The organism is Embleya sp. AB8 (assembly GCF_049739465.1).
In the GTDB taxonomy this organism is placed as follows: domain Bacteria; phylum Actinomycetota; class Actinomycetes; order Streptomycetales; family Streptomycetaceae; genus Embleya.
In genome coordinates this window covers 58876-74558 of the sequence record NZ_JBMHHY010000025.1, presented here as the reverse complement: position 1 = coordinate 74558, position 15683 = coordinate 58876, and the positions used below count along the sequence as shown (strand labels likewise).

Annotated in this window: 14 protein-coding genes and 1 CRISPR repeat array; of the genes, 9 read left to right on the top strand and 5 right to left on the bottom strand. The window is 67.9% G+C overall.

The window, feature by feature from the left end:
- Positions 1-255: 255 nt before the first annotated feature.
- The 6 genes from ABIA38_RS32740 to ABIA38_RS32715 all read left to right on the top strand — a co-directional run bounded on the left by ABIA38_RS32740 (position 256) and on the right by ABIA38_RS32715 (position 4459).
- On the top strand, positions 256-645 hold the full coding sequence (locus ABIA38_RS32740) for a hypothetical protein (protein ID WP_424642528.1): 390 nt from the start codon (positions 256-258) through the stop codon (positions 643-645).
- Positions 618-833 carry a hypothetical protein gene (locus ABIA38_RS32735; protein WP_424642527.1) on the top strand — a complete coding sequence of 72 codons (216 nt, stop codon included), beginning with the start codon at positions 618-620 and terminating at the stop codon, positions 831-833. The genes ABIA38_RS32740 and ABIA38_RS32735 overlap by 28 nt, the downstream gene beginning before the upstream one ends.
- A 54-nt stretch (positions 834-887) precedes the next feature.
- A complete protein-coding gene (locus ABIA38_RS32730) occupies positions 888-1244 on the top strand; it encodes a cytochrome P450 (RefSeq protein WP_424642603.1) in 357 nt (118 codons plus the stop codon).
- Entirely contained in the window at positions 1244-1498 is a 255-nt protein-coding gene (locus tag ABIA38_RS32725; protein ID WP_424642526.1) for a cytochrome P450, read from the top strand. The genes ABIA38_RS32730 and ABIA38_RS32725 overlap by 1 nt, the downstream gene beginning before the upstream one ends.
- Before the next feature lie 285 nt (positions 1499-1783).
- Positions 1784-2569: a terpene synthase family protein gene (locus ABIA38_RS32720; protein ID WP_424642525.1), complete on the top strand. Its 786-nt coding sequence runs from the start codon at positions 1784-1786 to the stop codon at positions 2567-2569.
- 1416 nt (positions 2570-3985) lie between these two features.
- Positions 3986-4459, top strand: a complete 474-nt coding sequence (locus tag ABIA38_RS32715) for an N-acetyltransferase family protein (protein ID WP_424642524.1) — start codon at positions 3986-3988, stop codon at positions 4457-4459.
- A 512-nt stretch (positions 4460-4971) separates the two neighbouring features.
- Here ABIA38_RS32715 and ABIA38_RS32710 read toward each other — a convergent pair.
- From ABIA38_RS32710 to cas3, 5 genes are all read right to left on the bottom strand, one after another.
- Positions 4972-5166, bottom strand: coding sequence for a 4a-hydroxytetrahydrobiopterin dehydratase (locus ABIA38_RS32710; RefSeq protein ID WP_424642523.1), 195 nt, complete (start codon positions 5164-5166; stop codon positions 4972-4974).
- A gap of 135 nt (positions 5167-5301) precedes the next feature.
- On the bottom strand, positions 5302-5784 hold the full coding sequence (locus ABIA38_RS32705; RefSeq protein ID WP_424642522.1) for a hypothetical protein: 483 nt from the start codon (positions 5782-5784) through the stop codon (positions 5302-5304).
- Positions 5747-6190, bottom strand: coding sequence for a hypothetical protein (locus tag ABIA38_RS32700; protein ID WP_424642521.1), 444 nt, complete (start codon positions 6188-6190; stop codon positions 5747-5749). The genes ABIA38_RS32705 and ABIA38_RS32700 overlap by 38 nt, the downstream gene beginning before the upstream one ends.
- 195 nt (positions 6191-6385) lie before the next feature.
- Entirely contained in the window at positions 6386-6544 is a 159-nt protein-coding gene (locus ABIA38_RS32695) for a hypothetical protein (protein ID WP_424642520.1), read from the bottom strand.
- 1379 nt (positions 6545-7923) lie between these two features.
- Positions 7924-8625: a CRISPR direct-repeat array (repeat unit 29 nt; unit sequence GAAGTCCCCACGTACGTGGGGGTGAACCG).
- A gap of 63 nt (positions 8626-8688) precedes the next feature.
- On the bottom strand, positions 8689-11799 hold the full coding sequence (gene cas3, locus ABIA38_RS32690) for a CRISPR-associated helicase Cas3' (RefSeq protein WP_424642519.1): 3111 nt from the start codon (positions 11797-11799) through the stop codon (positions 8689-8691).
- Positions 11800-11954: 155 nt separating this feature from the next.
- Here cas3 and ABIA38_RS32685 point away from each other — a divergent pair, with 155 nt between their 5' ends.
- Genes ABIA38_RS32685 through ABIA38_RS32675 form a run of 3 tightly spaced genes read left to right on the top strand, consistent with a single transcriptional unit; the run spans position 11955 to position 15627 of the window.
- A complete protein-coding gene (locus ABIA38_RS32685; protein WP_424642518.1) occupies positions 11955-13457 on the top strand; it encodes a type I-E CRISPR-associated protein Cse1/CasA in 1503 nt (500 codons plus the stop codon).
- The gene (gene casB / locus ABIA38_RS32680; RefSeq protein WP_424642517.1) at positions 13454-14176 is read left to right on the top strand and encodes a type I-E CRISPR-associated protein Cse2/CasB; all 723 of its coding nucleotides are present in this window, start codon (positions 13454-13456) and stop codon (positions 14174-14176) included. The genes ABIA38_RS32685 and casB overlap by 4 nt, the downstream gene beginning before the upstream one ends.
- Positions 14173-15627, top strand: a complete 1455-nt coding sequence (locus tag ABIA38_RS32675) for a type I-E CRISPR-associated protein Cas7/Cse4/CasC (protein ID WP_424642516.1) — start codon at positions 14173-14175, stop codon at positions 15625-15627. Before casB ends, ABIA38_RS32675 begins: the two co-directional genes overlap by 4 nt.
- Positions 15628-15683 lie beyond the last annotated feature (56 nt).

The following is a 15683-nucleotide window of genomic DNA, read 5'->3' as shown; positions in this document are numbered from 1 at the left end:
CACGTATGCAAGGACAGGCGCGGGGCCGATGCCCCCGCTACTCCCCAGGGGAAGGTGAACCCGTGCCTTCGTGAGCCCTGCGCACCTGTGAACGAGCACCTGTGAACCAAGAAGAGCCGAGAACGAAAGAAGAACCGAGAACGCAGGCAGAACCGAGAACGAAAGGCGCCACGGACCCATGTCCACCCTCACCCCGCCCATGGCCGGCAAGGTGCTCCCGATCGTCGGCCATACGCGCCGATGTGGCGCGATCCGATGTCGTTCCTCCTCGAACAGCACGCGCTCGCCCCGGTGGTGCGGTTGCTCCTCGGCCTTAAACTCATCCACCTGATCACCCGCCCCGACCCGGTCCGCCGCGTCCTGGTCACCGGGCAGCACACCCTCCACAAGGGCGGCCCGTTCGTCGACACCGCCCGCACCCTGATCGGCGACGGCCCGGGCACCTGCGCCGCGGCCGACCATCGCTACCAACGGCCGCTGATGAACCAGGCGTTCCGCCAACCGCGGATCGTCTCGTACACCGGCGCCATGGTCGGCTGCGTCCAAGAGGCCGTCGCCTCCTGGCAGCCCGGCCGAGTGATCGATGTATATCAACGTATATCGATGTATGGCGAGAGATGCGCCGACCCGCCTGCCGTGCGCTGACCCGTACCCGTACCCTGTTCGCCGACCCGGCCCAGGCCGAGCTGACCGTCGAGATCGAAGAGGCGTACACCGTCCTGATGCCCGGCATGTGGTGGCAGATGGTCATCCCGGTCCGCCTGGTACACCGCGCGCGCCACTGCCCGCCAACCACCGCTTCGAGCAGGCCCGACTCAAGGCCCGCACGCTGATCGAGCGGATGGTGGGCCGCCTACCGCGAACACGGCGCCGACCTCAGCGATGGCCTGTCCACGATCATGTCCCCGCAGGACGAGCACGGCCGGGCGTTCACCGACGACGAGGTATGCGACCAGATCGCCACCCTGATGATCGGCGGCATCCCGGCCACGGCCGACCTGTTGGCCTGGACGTTCCGCGTACTGTCCGCGAACGGCCCACTGGAGCAACGCCTGCACGCCGAACTGGACGCCGTACTGGTGGCCGGCCGCACCCCCGCCTACGACGACATCCCGCGCCTGCCGCACCTGGGCCGGGTGCTGACCGAGACGCTGTGCCTGTACCTGTCGGTGTCCGTAGTCAGCCGCCAGGTCACCCAACCCGTGGTCCTGGACGGGGTATCCCTGTCCCCGGCGACGAGGTGATGTTCAGCCCGTACTACCTGCACCGGGACCCGGACGTCTTCCCCGACCCGCAACTCTTCGACCCGGAACGGTGTTTGCCCGGCCGCGTGACGCAGGCGCAGCGCGAGGTGTTCATCCCGTTCGGCTCCGGTACGCGAAAGCGCATCGGCGATGCGTACGGCCCCACCGAGGCCACGCCGGCCGCCGGCATCATGTCTGCGCTGCGCCTGGCGCGCATCCAGGCGCGCCCGATCCCAAGCCGCTCCTGCGCATGACGCTCTCCCCGGTCCCGCTGACGCTCACGATCGAGCCGCGCCAGGCCCGCACGCGGACGGGGGCGGGGGCGGGGATGGGGGCAGGGACGGGGACCCAAGGGCACAAGGAGGTCGCAGGTGAACCCACCACACTCCACTGCCCGGTCGTCCATCCAACTCCCGCCGCCGACTGAGCCGCACCCGCACCATCCGGCGGCGGGGCTCACCGCACCCGACGCGTGGTGCCCCGATCGCACCGGCCTGCCACCCGGAGGCCGAGGAGGTGAGCGAGCAACCGTCGACTTGATGCGGCGGTTCGGCTACATCACCTCACTCGCCGAGGAACTCGCCGCCCGAGCGGCCCAGTTCGGCGAACTCGGCGCGCTGACCTATCCGCACGACAACCTTTCAGGTGCGGTGCTGGCGGCCCAGCTGATGGTGTGGCTGTTCCTCCAGGACGACCGCTTCTCCGAACTGGCCCCCGCCCAGGACCGGATCGAGGATCTGGCCGAACACATCCTGTGGTCCCAACGGGTGTTGCACACCCGGATCACGCAATCCCCGGCGTCGTCCGAGCAATACTCAGGAACAGGTGGAGCGATTCGCCGACGGCTTCATTGCTACCTGGGCGCGGTGGCAGCGGGGGTGATCTACCGGGCCAGGGGCATCACCCCGGACCTCGGCCAGTACCTCCGCCTCCGCGAATCCACGATTCTGATGCGCGGCGTGTGCTTCGTCATCATCGAACTGGCCGACGACTGCTACCTCCCGGGCCTACTCTGGGCCCGCCCCGAGGTACGCCGCTGCGAACCGGCCGCGGCACGCGCTATCGCGGACACACACGACATCCTCTCCGGGATGCGCGAACTGTACTGGCCCGGCCACACAAACCTGATCACGGTGCTCGCCGACCACCTCGACCGCCCCTTGTCCGAGACCCTCGACAAGGCGGTCGGCATGTACAACTCCCGAATGCACCGCTTCACGGCTCTGGCCAAGCCCCTGGCAGAGGAGGGAGACCCACGCCTGACCCGCTACATCCGAGGAATGGGCGCCTGGATCCGAGGCAACCGGGACTGGTCAATGAACTGAGGCTGGCATCAGGTGAGTTCACCAAGGCCGCCGAGCGCACTACCGTCGCTCTTCGGCATGTAGCAGCGGGTGGCCGGACCGGTTGGGGGTAGGCGACCTCAAGATGTTCGCGGTCGACATCAACCAGGCTGATCCCGCCACTCAGTCTGGTCACAACCCGCTTGGTCAAAGGTCGCAGGGCCGCCAGATGACGTCCCACGTCGAAGCACTCCTCAACAAGCCACCAATCGCCTCCGCCGAGCGATCAACCAGAACCTCGAACAGCCCGATCGCCCGTCGGAGCCGGAGCAAATCGGGCAATCCATCGCCGCCCCATGCCAACACCGCACGCCCCGACCGACCCAGACCGTCGCGAGGTTGCAGGTAGGCGACAAGCTGTCGAGCCGATGGCCGGACCTCTTCAACGATGCGACAGTCGTCTCCAATTCGGCACCACTTCTCGGCAAACGAAGATCGGCCATGGACTATGAACGCAACCTGTGCTGTTGTCGGGGAGGAGGCGACCTGAATGCAGAATGCCCTAGCAATCAGCCTGCGCGCTGCCCACGGCGAATTAGGCAAGAACCTTGCCGCAGTGCACCTCATTGCATCATAGGTTGGCAAAGCCCCCTAGAACCCCGCAGGTCAGCAAGTGAAGTCCCCACCTGCGTGGGGGTGAACCGGTGAGCAGGTTTTCGATGCACTCGAGCGCGTCGAAATCCCCACCCGCGTGGGGGTGGACCGGCCCTGTGCCAACAACACCGTGACCAGCTTGCGAAGTCCCCACCCGTGTGGGGGTGAACCGGACGTCGTCTCCTCCGTCAACCTCTTTGGGATGAAGTCCCCACCCGCGTGGGGATGAACCGTGCCCCGCTGCACCTCAGCCATCGATCACCCCTTCGCGTCCTCTGGGACGCGGCGAGATCCGGATTGGCCCCGGCACGACCATCGGCGCATCGAGCTGGGCCGCCTGCGCGTCTCCTCGTGAGTGAGGCCGGTCGGTCTGGCCGAGCGCCATCGCGCCCGGAGCCCAGGTCGTGTGACGGAGCCGGTGAGCGGACCCACTTCTCGTCTTGCGGGTACAAGCCGGGAGCCGATGGGCTTGTTGGTCTCGGCGAGGGCGTAAGTGGGCGCCACGGCATGGCTGCCGCGCAGCGGTGTCTGCGGCGGTAGCGCCGGCCCGGAGTCGGCGCACTATCGTCCGAATCTGTTCGGGCGTGGCCTCGGCTCGCTGTTGATACTTCGTCGGTTGGCGGGCAGCGCTGCCGTGCCGGGCGGTGGACTCGTACGGAGCTTGCTTCCTTGCCGTCTACCCCAACCTTTCCAGGGCTCTCCGTCTGCGCGGGGAGCGTCGATTTCCAGGCGAGTGCTGTGACCGGCAACGTTAACCGGGTTAACCGCTGGATCGAGTCCTTGCATGCCTTGTAGGTTCCCGGCATGAGTGACGACGGCAAGACTCGGATCCGATTTGCGGAGGAGGCGGATGCGGCCGTGATCGCGAGCATCCACATGACCTCTCGGTCGGCGACCATGCCCTATCTGCCCTCGCAGAAGCACAATCACGAGCAGGTGACCCGTTGGGTCCAGGACGTCGTGCTCAGGCAATGTCGTACCTGGGTCGCCGTGCGTGATCTGGAGGTCATCGGCTACGCGGCTCTTGACGGCGGCATGCTCGAACACCTCTATCTGCGCCCGGACGCCCGTCGGCAGGGAATCGGCACGCTACTGCTCGACGAGATCAGGCGGCACAGCCCCGATGGGGTGTCCCTGCACGTCTTTCAGCGGAACACCGATGCCCGCGCGTTCTATGAGCGCCACGGTTTCACCGTCTTCGACACCAACGACGGTGATCGCAACATGGAGAACCTGCCCGACATGACCCTTCGCTGGACACCGGACGGCATGCGGTAGACCGTGCCGCCCAAGTGGGCCGAAGGCTTGCGTCGTCTTGGCGAGGCGCCGGCGAGCAGGCGGGCGGCGCGTTTCATGACGCGGTTGTAGTTGCCGGGTCGGCGGAGCATGAGGCGACGCTGGCGTCCGGGACGCTCTCTGGCGAGTTGGGTGGAGGCGGCCGGTTTCGCGGGTGTGGTCGAGGGTGTTCGCGAACTCCGTCTCGAACTCGGCATGGACGCTCTCGGGCAGCAGCTCGGTGCGAAGGTCGGCGGTCGCGGCCATTGGGGACCGCCGGTGTGGATCCGGTGTGGATGGTGACGTCCGGTTCGCGCGGGTCTCGGATCTGCTGATCCGTGCCGTCGGCGTGGTACTACGGCGCCCGTGACCGGCAGCCGGTGCACACGGCCGGGGTACGTGACCCGGTGTGCGCTCTGCGGCTTCTGTTGCCGCCACCACCTCGGGGTGGGGGATCCGGTTGTCCGGCTCCGGCCTGGTCCGGCAACCGCAAGGTGGGTTGATGCTACGGCGCGTTAGCCCTTGACGATCGCATCGATGATGTCGGCGAGCTTTAAGTCGAGCTTGGTCGCCACTCCACCTGCGGTGTAGGTGGTCATGCTGAAGCACAGCTCCTGCCAGTGCCGTTCGACGTCACGGTGCTGTTCCACCTCCTTGGTGACCTCGGTGACCTCGGTGACCTCGGTGACCTTGGCGACCTCGGTGATCAACCGTACGCCGTCGTGATAGTCGACCGCGTAAGCCTTGAGATACGCGTCGTGTCTCCCGACCAGTCGTCCCGAGCCGCGAGCCTTGCCGCCACATCGGCTGGGTCGGGGGGTGCGCGCTTGCCCATGAAGTTCTCCTCAGCCGTTTGCCGACCGGCCACCCAGACCGGCCACGAGTTGCTCGGCCTGCCACACCTGGGGCTCGTGTTGCCAAGGGGCAAGTTGCCGCCAGGTGGCCTTGATTTTGCCGTGCAGGCGCGCGGATCCGGTCTCGTGAGCGGCCCGGACGGCACCGACGAGGGCATCGACGCTCTCCGGCAGGCGCTGCTGATCCGCGAGCGCGGATGTCTGGCGGGCGAGGAAGACGCCGCCGTCGCGTCGTGACGTCGGCGGCAGGGCACTGAGTACCCGTTCCCACAGGCCGGTTGCCGCCGCCCCGAGGTGGAGCCGGCTGTAGCAGGTCGCGCGCTGGATCTCGACGTAGTCTTCCGTGCGACGGCAGGCGTTGCCCCGGGGGTACTCGTCGTCCACGCGCCCCATCAGCCTGGCCGCGCTGTCGAGGAGGGCGTCGACCTCCGCGCGGTCACCGAGCATCGCGTGGCCGCGTGCCGCCTGCTGCATGGCTTGCACTCGCACCTTCGGGCACAGCAGCCGACCGTCCCGAAGGGCCGACGAGGACAGCTCGACCGTCGAACGCCCGTCGCCGGCGTCCATCTCGCCCCATCGCCTTGTTGGTCAGGGCGTGGCTCACGAGCTGTGCGTCGTCGGCACGGTGGGCGAGTTCCAGGGTCTGGTTCGCCCACACGGTCGCCTGTCCGAGGTCTCCGGTGTCCTGGTACAACCAGGTCGCCAGTCCGCAGTAGGCCGCGGCCACTTGGAGGAGACGTCGCCTCGCGCCTCCGCTGGCCCGCTCCAGGAGCCTCACGATGAACTCGTACTGCACGATCACGGTGGGGATCAGATGGCGCGGGCCGAGCATGACGTCGGCGTGGTGGTGCCCGTCGAGCTGCTGGTGGAAGTAGTCCACTATCGCGGGATCCGCGCTCCGGCCGGATGGTTCGGCGCTGGAGGTGGCGAGAGGAAGGGTTGTGACGGCGAGGAATTGCCCTCGGTCCACGGGCTCCACGCTAAGCAGTGGGCATGGGCAATCCGATGGTGCTTCGGGGCGCTTCGGACCGATGCCGAGTTTGGCTTCCGTGAGGCTCGTCAGGGCGACGAGCAGTCACCGGTAGATCGGCCGCGGCCGGGCGGTGTCGCCGTCTTCCCAGCGGGCGATCAGCCGGGCGTCGACGGAAACCTGGCGCTCACCGAGCTCGTCGGCCTTGGCCTGGAGTTCGAGAGCGAACTCTGTCCGCGACTGTTTCCACTGGTCCTCGCGCACCGCGCGCAGTCGACTGTTGGGTGTGCGGTTGAACGCCGTGGGTCCTCGGATTCATGCGCGGATGGTGACACCGCGGTAGGGGCGGCGCGGTCCCGGGGATGGCGGAACGGTCCGGTAATGCCCGTGGTTTGCCATCAACAGCGGCATCGCATCGCAGCTCACGGCCGGCCATGATCGACCTACCGATCAGCACCGCACGATGGGAGCGCGTCATGCAAGGCAGCAGTCCCGGGGCGCACGTTGGCCCGTCCGGTGACCCTTACCGCCCGATTCGGATGACACTGCCCGATCGCGCGCGTCGGTGGATGTGACGGACGACGAACTGGTGGCGCTCCAGCACGAGATCCGCCGCCACTTGCTGTACCCGGTTCCGGTTCCGGGTCCGGTGCCGGTCCCGACTGTGGTCGGTCGGATGGCAATCCCCGATGGCACCTGATCTATCCCCTGCCGCCGCCCGCTCCGACCGCGTCGGACGGGCGGCACCCGGTCCCGCAGTCCTGGGCGCGACTGCGGGACCGGCCCCACGTCCTCGCGGGAGGCTTCCCTGATTTCCGTGACTCCGTCCGGGGACGAGGATCGGCCGATCCGGATCACCGCAGCTGGCCGCGTGCCGTTCGACGCGACGCGCGCCGAGCATGCCGCGCTGGTGGACAAATCGTAGATGCACCTGATGCGCACGTGCCCACCCTCGCCGCTCGGAGGCGGCCCTCCGAACTCGGGTGCCTGAGCAACGCCCGAGCCGCCCGCTGCGACCGCTTCCGGCGGGCGGCACCCGGTTCCGCAGTCATGGCATAGCTGCGGGACCGGGCCCTCGACCCCTGCCCGGGCGGGTGCCCTGAAGGCCTCCGCACGCCCGGCCGGGCAAGGCGCCACGCCCTGATCGCCGACCAACAGTCCGGATGCGCCGTGTATCCGCCAACCGACAGGCCGGCCGCCGTCGCGCTCCTCGCCGTAGCCCCTGCGAAGCACGACCTGCTCCACGGCACCCACCTGGACCCGAGGACGACATCGGACGTCGAGCAGCACGCCCACCGGGAGCGCTGCCGCAACGCCGAAGCCGCAGTTCGAGACGGGGGCACCGATGCCAACCGCGACGGTGTGCCGGTCGATGCGATCGCCGCCACCACCGGGTTCTCCCGGAATACGTCCACATGATCCTGGAACGCGAGCACGCCCCGACATGATGGGCCTATAGGTCCGGCAGCATGCACTATGGACGCGACGCGTGTCGGCCCTGCGAAGGAGGGCCGAACCCGAGGCAGAATCTCTACGGAGCATCCTTTACGCTGCTCACGATGAATCAGGCAAGAACTTTGCCACAATGCCCCTCGTTGGATCACGGATTGGCAAAGCTCCCAAGAACCCGCAGGTCAGCAAGGGAAGTCCCTACGTACGTGGGGGTGAACCGGGTCACCCCGGCGGAGCAATCCGCTGGCCACCGAAGTCCCCACGTACGTGGGGGTGAACCGTTGCCGCCCTCGACCCGGTACAGCACAGCCTGGAAGTCCCCACGTACGTGGGGGTGAACCGGATTTCGACATGACCGCCATCCCGCAGGTCCGGAAGTCCCCACGTACGTGGGGGTGAACCGGGCTCGCACAGCGGTACTACATGCAGTCGTACGAAGTCCCCACGTACGTGGGGGTGAACCGACGGCGATCCTGGCCACGGACACCCGGCTCGGGAAGTCCCCCCACGTACGTGGGGGTGAACCGTGCCTTCCCTCGGACAGCCTCTCGCATCGGCCGAAGTCCCCACGTACGTGGGGGTGAACCGCCGACGGGGTCGGGGTCGACGTAGAGGATGGGGAAGTCCCCACGTACGTGGGGGTGAACCGCTCTCAGGACGCAACCCGACGAGTGATCCGTCGAAGTCCCCACGTACGTGGGGGTGAACCGTCGACGACGATCGAGCCCTTCCAGCGAGCTTCGAAGTCCCCACGTACGTGGGGGTGAACCGCGGTCGTGAACTGCTACGCCGAGAGCGCCGCCGAAGTCCCCACGTACGTGGGGGTGAACCGTGGCGGGTGACGACGTCGATGTCGCGTGGGTCGAAGTCCCCACGTACGTGGGGGTGAACCGTCCTGTCGACGTCCCCCTCGACGACCTCCCGGCGAAGTCCCCACGTACGCGGAGGTGTGTTGTTCAGAGCCGCTGCAAGCCGGTTTCCCGGCTGTAGTGGATCTGGCCGACCGGGCCGGAGATGCAATGCCCGCTTGGGGCGAGCAGTAGGACGTGCGTTCGGCGGAGCGGTGGGGCATCGAGGTCGGACCAGTTTTGTAGTGGTGGGAGGGCGTGCTTGCCTTGGAGCCAGCTGCCGGGCACGTTGATCGTGTTCAGCAGCAGGTCGCGTTCTTGTGCTCGCCGGGCCGGGAGTTGTTGTGGGGAAGTGTTGTAGCTGCGGAGGTCGGCGGGTGATGTGCCGGCTGCGTCGTAGGTGAGGGTGTCGTCGTTCTGTTGGTAGAGGATGACGACCGGGAAGGATGGCTCGCTGAGGCGGGAGATTGCTTTGATGCCTTCCACCCCGCCCGTGCCGTTGCCGTCGCCGTGGTGTCGGCCTGAGGCCAGGTCCATTGCTGAGATGGGCGAGCCGCGGTGGGGGTGGTACGGGTGGATTGCGTGGCTATCGGCGGCCAGTTGCTCGTTGTGGAGTGTGGACTGCCACGACTGCCAGGTGCGGTTGAGGAGGGTGGCCTCGGCGGCGTTGTTCGAGGTCTGCTTTTCGCCGTATACGGACTCCAGCAGGCTTTTGCTGTCGTGCGGGGTGGTGATTTGGATCAGGCCGCCCTTGTCTGTGCGTGAGTGGAGGGTGCGGAACGTGGCGGCCAGTGGGTACGGGGCGTAGACGAAACCATCTGGGTTGCCGATGGCGCTGTCGGGGGGCGGTGGTTCGACCTCTGGTAGATCCGGGTTCTCTGGGTTGGGACGGTAGAGGACGGTTAGTGCTGGGCGTGTGTATCGGGCCGCGCGTGCTGCGTTGTTGACGGCGTGTCGGTGTACGCGGCCTCGGAATTGGATGAGGAGGTCGATTGGGGCGAGGTCGCAGAGGATGTGGTCGAAGTCGATGTCGAGTGATTGGCCGATGACGTCGGTGGCGATTACGAGTAGGCGTTGTGGGCGTTTTGGGTTGGGGCTGTGCGTTGCCCTGCGGTTGTCTTCTTTGCTTCCCGGGCCGAGTACGTCGGCCAAGCGGTCGTCCACGGGCTGTCGATCTCTGGGTGTGAAGCGGCTGTGGAGCAGGATTACCTCGTTTGGCTGCCAGCCGTAGGACCGTGCTTGGGCGCGTGCCTCCTTGTATAGGGCCAAGGCCGATGCGACCCTCGTGCGGATTACGCCTACGCAGCCGCCGTCCCGGGCCTCGGTGAGCAACTGGGCGGCCAAGGCTGCCGGTTCGCCTTCGGGCTCGAGCCGGATCGTGGTGTGCAGTGCGGGTGCCTCGTCGGGGGGTGGCCCGCCCCGACGGACCAAGCCCTTTCCGTCGATCACCGTGATGGGACCTGTCGTCCCGGTGTCGGTCGCAGCGACCTGCAACCCCCGGCACCACGCAACCGACAACGCCGTCCGGACCGACGACGGCAGCGTGGCGGACAGGATTACCACGGATGCGCCTGCGTCGGCGAGCCATTCGATTGCGGCGCCGAGTAGTTCCTGCTGGTACAGCTCGTATGCGTGTGCTTCGTCGATGATGACGGTCTTGCCGGACAGGCCCAGCATTCGAAGGGTCCAGTGGCGGGAGCGTTGCACGGCGAGCACGATTTGGTCGATCGTGCCGATTCCGAATGGGGCGAGTAGGCCCAGGCAGCGGCGCAGGTACCAGGGATCCAGTACGGCTTGCCCCCGGTCTGCCGAGGGTGCGGATGCGGATGCGGATGCCGATGGGGACGGGGACGGGGACGCGGATGTGGGCTTCTCCTGGCCGGCGCAATCTCCGTATGTGGCGTCCACACCCGCCAGCAGACCTTCGATGGGCCCGCCCCCGCCCCCGGACCCGCCCTCGCCCCCACCCCCGCCCTCCGGCGGGCGGCGCGCGTCGATCAGGCCGTGGACCAGGTCCGTGGCGGATGCCGTGGAGTGTACGACGGCCAGGTTCGCGGCCTCCGCGTCCAGTGCGGTGCGCATGAACTCCCGTACTTCCAGGGCCGCCTGGTTCGTTGCCGCTCGTGTCGGCATGGCCAGGTACACGCCCTGGTAGCCGTTCCGGACCGTGAGGTAGTGGGCGCACCACAACCCGAGTCGGGTCTTGCCCGAGCCCGTGTCCGACTCCACGATGACCAACGCCGGCCCACGTTCGGGCATCAGTCGCATGGCGTCCGCCTGGAATGGGCGCGGTGTCGTGCCCGGCCACAGTTGTTCCCAGGTGGCATCGGTCGTCGGTTGCCAACGGTCCAAGCGCAGGGCGGTGAGGGCTTCTTCGGCGTTCTTGCGGCTTGCCGCCCACCATGTCGCCTCGCCGTCGGTGACGCTTCCGTACGGGAACCGGCTCTCGTCGGAGCCGATCCAGTCGCTGAGGATGACCAACCCAGCGAACGTCACCAGGGCCGAGGGTCGGGCCGGCGTAACCAGATCGGCGAGCCGACCGCGTTCCACCCCGGTTGCCGCAGCGACCGCCGAGACGAGATCGTTTTGTACGGAACGCCACTCGCCACCACCTGCGCCACCGACGGCCCGCGCCACCGCGTCGAGGTTGGGGAAGTGCCCGTGGTGCTGGGCCAGACACAGCGCTACGTTGTTCAGGCCCTTGTGTCGGCGCTCCCGGCAGCGCTCTCCGTCGGTGAAATCCGGGCAGTCACAGCCGCATAGTCGGGGAAGTAGCGCCGCAGTGATGTGCTCGTGGCGTACCACCAGGGGCAGGGGCAGACCGGTACCGGGCTCGGGAAGCGGAAGGCCCGCAGCTCGGGCGGCTTCCTGCCAGCGTGGGTACTCCTCCTGCACCCGCGCAGGGGTGAAACGGCCCGGGACGAAGTTCCGGACGAAGGCGGGCGAAGCCTTGCCGAGGTCGTGTAATGCGACGAAAAACGCGATGACCCGCGCGGCCTCGGCTTCCCGGCCCGCGCCGAAGGCGTCGGCCAACCGGTGTTGCGCGGCAGGCGAGAGGAAGCGGACATAGAGCTGTCCGGCAGTGGCGCCCACATCGAATAGGTGAGCGAGCAGTGGGTTCCAGGCCGGGCCACCGCATTGCGCGGATACGCCGTGGAGATCGGTCTTGCCCCAACAGTACGCGTACGCACGGCTGTTGGGTTCATGCGAATCAATCACGTCGCTCCAGGTTCGCTGCTACGGTTTGTGGCCACATACCTCGTTGGCAAAAGGAAGCCTTTGGTGACTTGGTGGCAGAGACGTACGCCTTACCCCGAACGGTGACCCGCCCACGGTGGGACCCCCGACGGGAAGACTGCATCACAGCACTGTCCATGACCGGGGATACGGAGCTGCGCAACCTCGTCTCGATCCTGTACGACGCGAACCAGCTGCGCGACATTTCCGCCGATACTCCCGGCGAATACGTCGCCCTGATCGAGTACTTGCTGGCAATTTGCTACACGTTCGGGATCCATCCCGGTGACGACGACGAGTGGCTCGAGTGGATTGAGGACGAGCACCCCCTGAGCGAAGCCGCCGACGCGCTCGACAAGGACGCCGACGAACACTGGGACCTCTTCCACCCCACCGCCCCACTCGGCCAGAACGCGCTGCTCGCTCCCTACCTCGACCAACACGGCGCCGGACCGGCCCAGTTGGTCATCGAACGGGTCGGCGACTACAACCAGTTCCTGGACCACCACCACCTCGAACACCCTAAGGCGTTGCCCGCCGACCGGGCATTCCGAGCCATGCTCACGCAACATGCCTACGGTCCCGGCGGCCGGGCCCGGATCTCCGGCAAGGAGACGCTCGGCCCGACCATCACCAATCTCGCGGTGGGCCGGCTCGGTGCCCGGGTCCGGGTGTTGGCCATCGGTGCGAACCTCGGGGACACGCTGCGCCTCAACATGGCGCCGCCCCGGGCCGCGGCCGGCACCCTCAACCGCACCTGGACGGCGGCCGATCCGCCCCGCCGGGGCTTCCGGGTCAAGCCTCCGGGCCGACACGTGAACGGTCCCGCCGACCTGCACAGCGTCCTCGGCCGCTCCATCCTGATGCGGCCCATCGTCATCCTCGACGGCACCCCCGACGGCGAAATCGCTGTCGACCGCGTGCTGATGGGGGCAGGCGAGTTGCTCGCGCCCTTGCCCGAGCAGTACCAACAGGACGCGGTCTATGTCACCGCCGGACCGGGAACACCCAAGCCGCTGTGGCCATCCGCCTCCCGTGCGTTGTGGCGCGAGGCGCATGCCCTGTACGCCGCCGTCGCCGAGCGCGAGCAAGGTGTCGACCTCTATGGCCGGCTCGCCCGACTGCCGTCCCGGGAACTTCGCCTGCGCGCGGACGGACTGGTGGCCAAGCAGGCCACCGCGATCGCCTGGGTTTCCGACTCGTTCCCCTTCGTGCCGGGTCGGGAAGTGGAACTGCGCTACGTCGCCGAGCAGGGTTCCCGGATCGCCGAGTACGTGGCAGCAAGCCTGATCAAGGCCGCCTACACCGCCTGGGCCATCGCGTACCCCAACCCGAAGCCGGCCGACAAGGCGCAGCAGGTGGCCCGCTTCGATGCCCGCGGGGACCACTGGACCGCGGCGGCCGAGCCCTTCCACGCCGCGTTGGAGGCGATCGCCGGCGCCGAGCCCGAGCCCACCGCGCAGGTGGTTGCCGCCTATGCGGCCGAACTTCGGGACGCCGCAGCCGACTTCCTCAGTCGCCGGCTCGACTCACTGCCCGATAACTCGCGCGGATTCCAGGCGCGCGCTGCGGCCGAACGGCGTCTCAACGACGAGCTGGACGGCCCCAAGGCCCCGGAACCGCTCAGAAGGAAGCCATGACCACCAAAGCCGCGCCCGATCCCGCGCCGGAAGCCGAAGCCGAGTCGGCAGCCGAGGCAGGATCGGAACCCGAAGCAGGATCGGAAACCGAGGCAGGATCGGAAACCGAGGCAGCAGCCGAAACCGAAGCAGCAGCCGGAACCGAGACAGCAGAAGCCGCCTACCACGACGGCCGCACCCCCGGTCAGCGCCTTTCGGACTGGCTGGTCACCCTGGTCAGGACCCGCGACCATGGCCAACTCGCCGAGCTTCGGCGTTCCGGCCGAGTGACCAATGCCCACATCCGGGCCACCTGGTACGACCTCGACCACGACGAGATCTTCCGCCAGGTGGCCTTCCTCTTCGCGATCTACCATCGCGGCGCCACCGAGCCCCGCCGTGGCTATGGCAACCTCGGCGAGGCCGCGCGTCGTATCGGGACCTCCGCCGGTCGAGGTCCCGAAGACCCCGGCGCAGCCCGGCTGATGGACCGGATCCTGGCCAGTCGCGAGATTCCCTGGCGCCACCTCCAGCATGCCGTGGCCCGGCTCCGTTCCTGCGAGAAGCAGCCGCCCAACTGGGCGCAGCTCGCCGACGAGCTCGTCCTGTGGAACCGGCGCGCCCCCAGGCGGGGGGAGCGTGGTCCCAGGATCCCGTACGACTGGGCCGTGGACTTCCACGCTCCCAAGACCAAGCGCGCTCCCGCCGGCCCGACCACGAAGAAGGACACCGCGAAATGACCGACGTGAGCACGGCCGCCACAACCGCAACCACGAGCACCAACACCGCTGCCGCTACCGGTTCCACGCGCCAATACCTCTCGCTGCACTTGCTGGAAACGATGGCGGCCGTACTGCCGGTCCGGGACGAGAACGGCGCCCCCAAGTCGATCGTCTACGGCGGCGCCGAACGGCACATGATCACCAGTCAGGCCCGGCGGCGCGCCGAACGTATCCACTCCCGCAACCGCGCCAATGCGGGCGTCGGCGCACTGGCCGGCGCCACCATGGGCGTGCGTACCCGCGAGTGGGCGCTGATCACCGCGCGCGCACTGGAATCGGCACACGGCTGGGACCGTACGGAAGCGATTCGCACCTCCCGCGCGGTGATCGAGGCCACCGGCCTGAAGTTCGGCCCGCTCGACAAGAAGACCGTCGCCAACCTGACCAAGGTGCTGGTCTTCGCCCCCAAGGACGCCGGCGACCGGATCGCCGGGCACATCCAGGCAGCCCGGGAGGAAGTCGTCGCCTGGACCGCCGAATACCTGGCGGCGCAGGAGGTCGCGACCACCAAGCCCAAGAAGCAGAAGAAGCAGCAAGGACAGCAGGGACAGCAAGGACGGCAGGATCCGCAGGAGCAGCCGGACGACCCGGCCGAGGGCACCGAGACCGAGTCCGCGAATGCGAATGCGAATGCACAGTCCCCCGCCGACGCCAAGTTGCCACCCCTCCGCAAGGAACTCCGCGACGCGGTCCTGACCGCCCTCGCCCCCCGCGACGCGATCGACATCGCGCTCTACGGCCGGTTCCTGGCCGAGATCGCGGACTCCCCGAACGTCGACGGCGCGGTGCAGAGCAGCCATGCGTTCACCGTCCATCAGGCCGAGCAGGTCGACGACTTCTTCGCCGCCGCCGACGATGCCAAGTTGGACCGGAAGAAGAACGCGCTCGACTTCCTGGACGCTGCCGACGACGCGGGCGCGGGTATGACGGGCTATCAGTCGCTCATCTCCGGCACCTTCTACCGACACGCCGTCCTCGACCGCAGCCAACTCCGGGTCAACCTGCGGGTGGCCGGGATGACCGAGGCGGAGGCCGAGAGCGCCGCCGTGGCCGCCGAGGCCGAGTTCGTCACCGCCTTCGTCGACGCGTTCCCCGAGGCGAAGAAGAACTCCACCGCCTCCACCGGCACGCTGCCCAGCCTGGTCCTGGCCTTCGAGGGCGACCGGCCGTTCAACTACGCGGCGGCCTTCCAGAAGCCGATCGACGAGGCCGCCGACGGCCCGGCGGGCGAGGTCGCGGTACGCCGCCTGATGGCCCATCACCGATTCGTCACCCAGCGGCGGTCCGACATCGACGGCGGGCGCGTGCTGACCTACGACCCGGACGTACACGCCCTCCTCAACGAACTCGCCGCCACCGACGCCCTGTTCGCCAAGGAAGCGGTCTCCGTGGAGGAACTGATCGCGTGAGCCACAGCGACAGCCATAGCCATAGCGACACCCATACCTATACCTATACCTATACC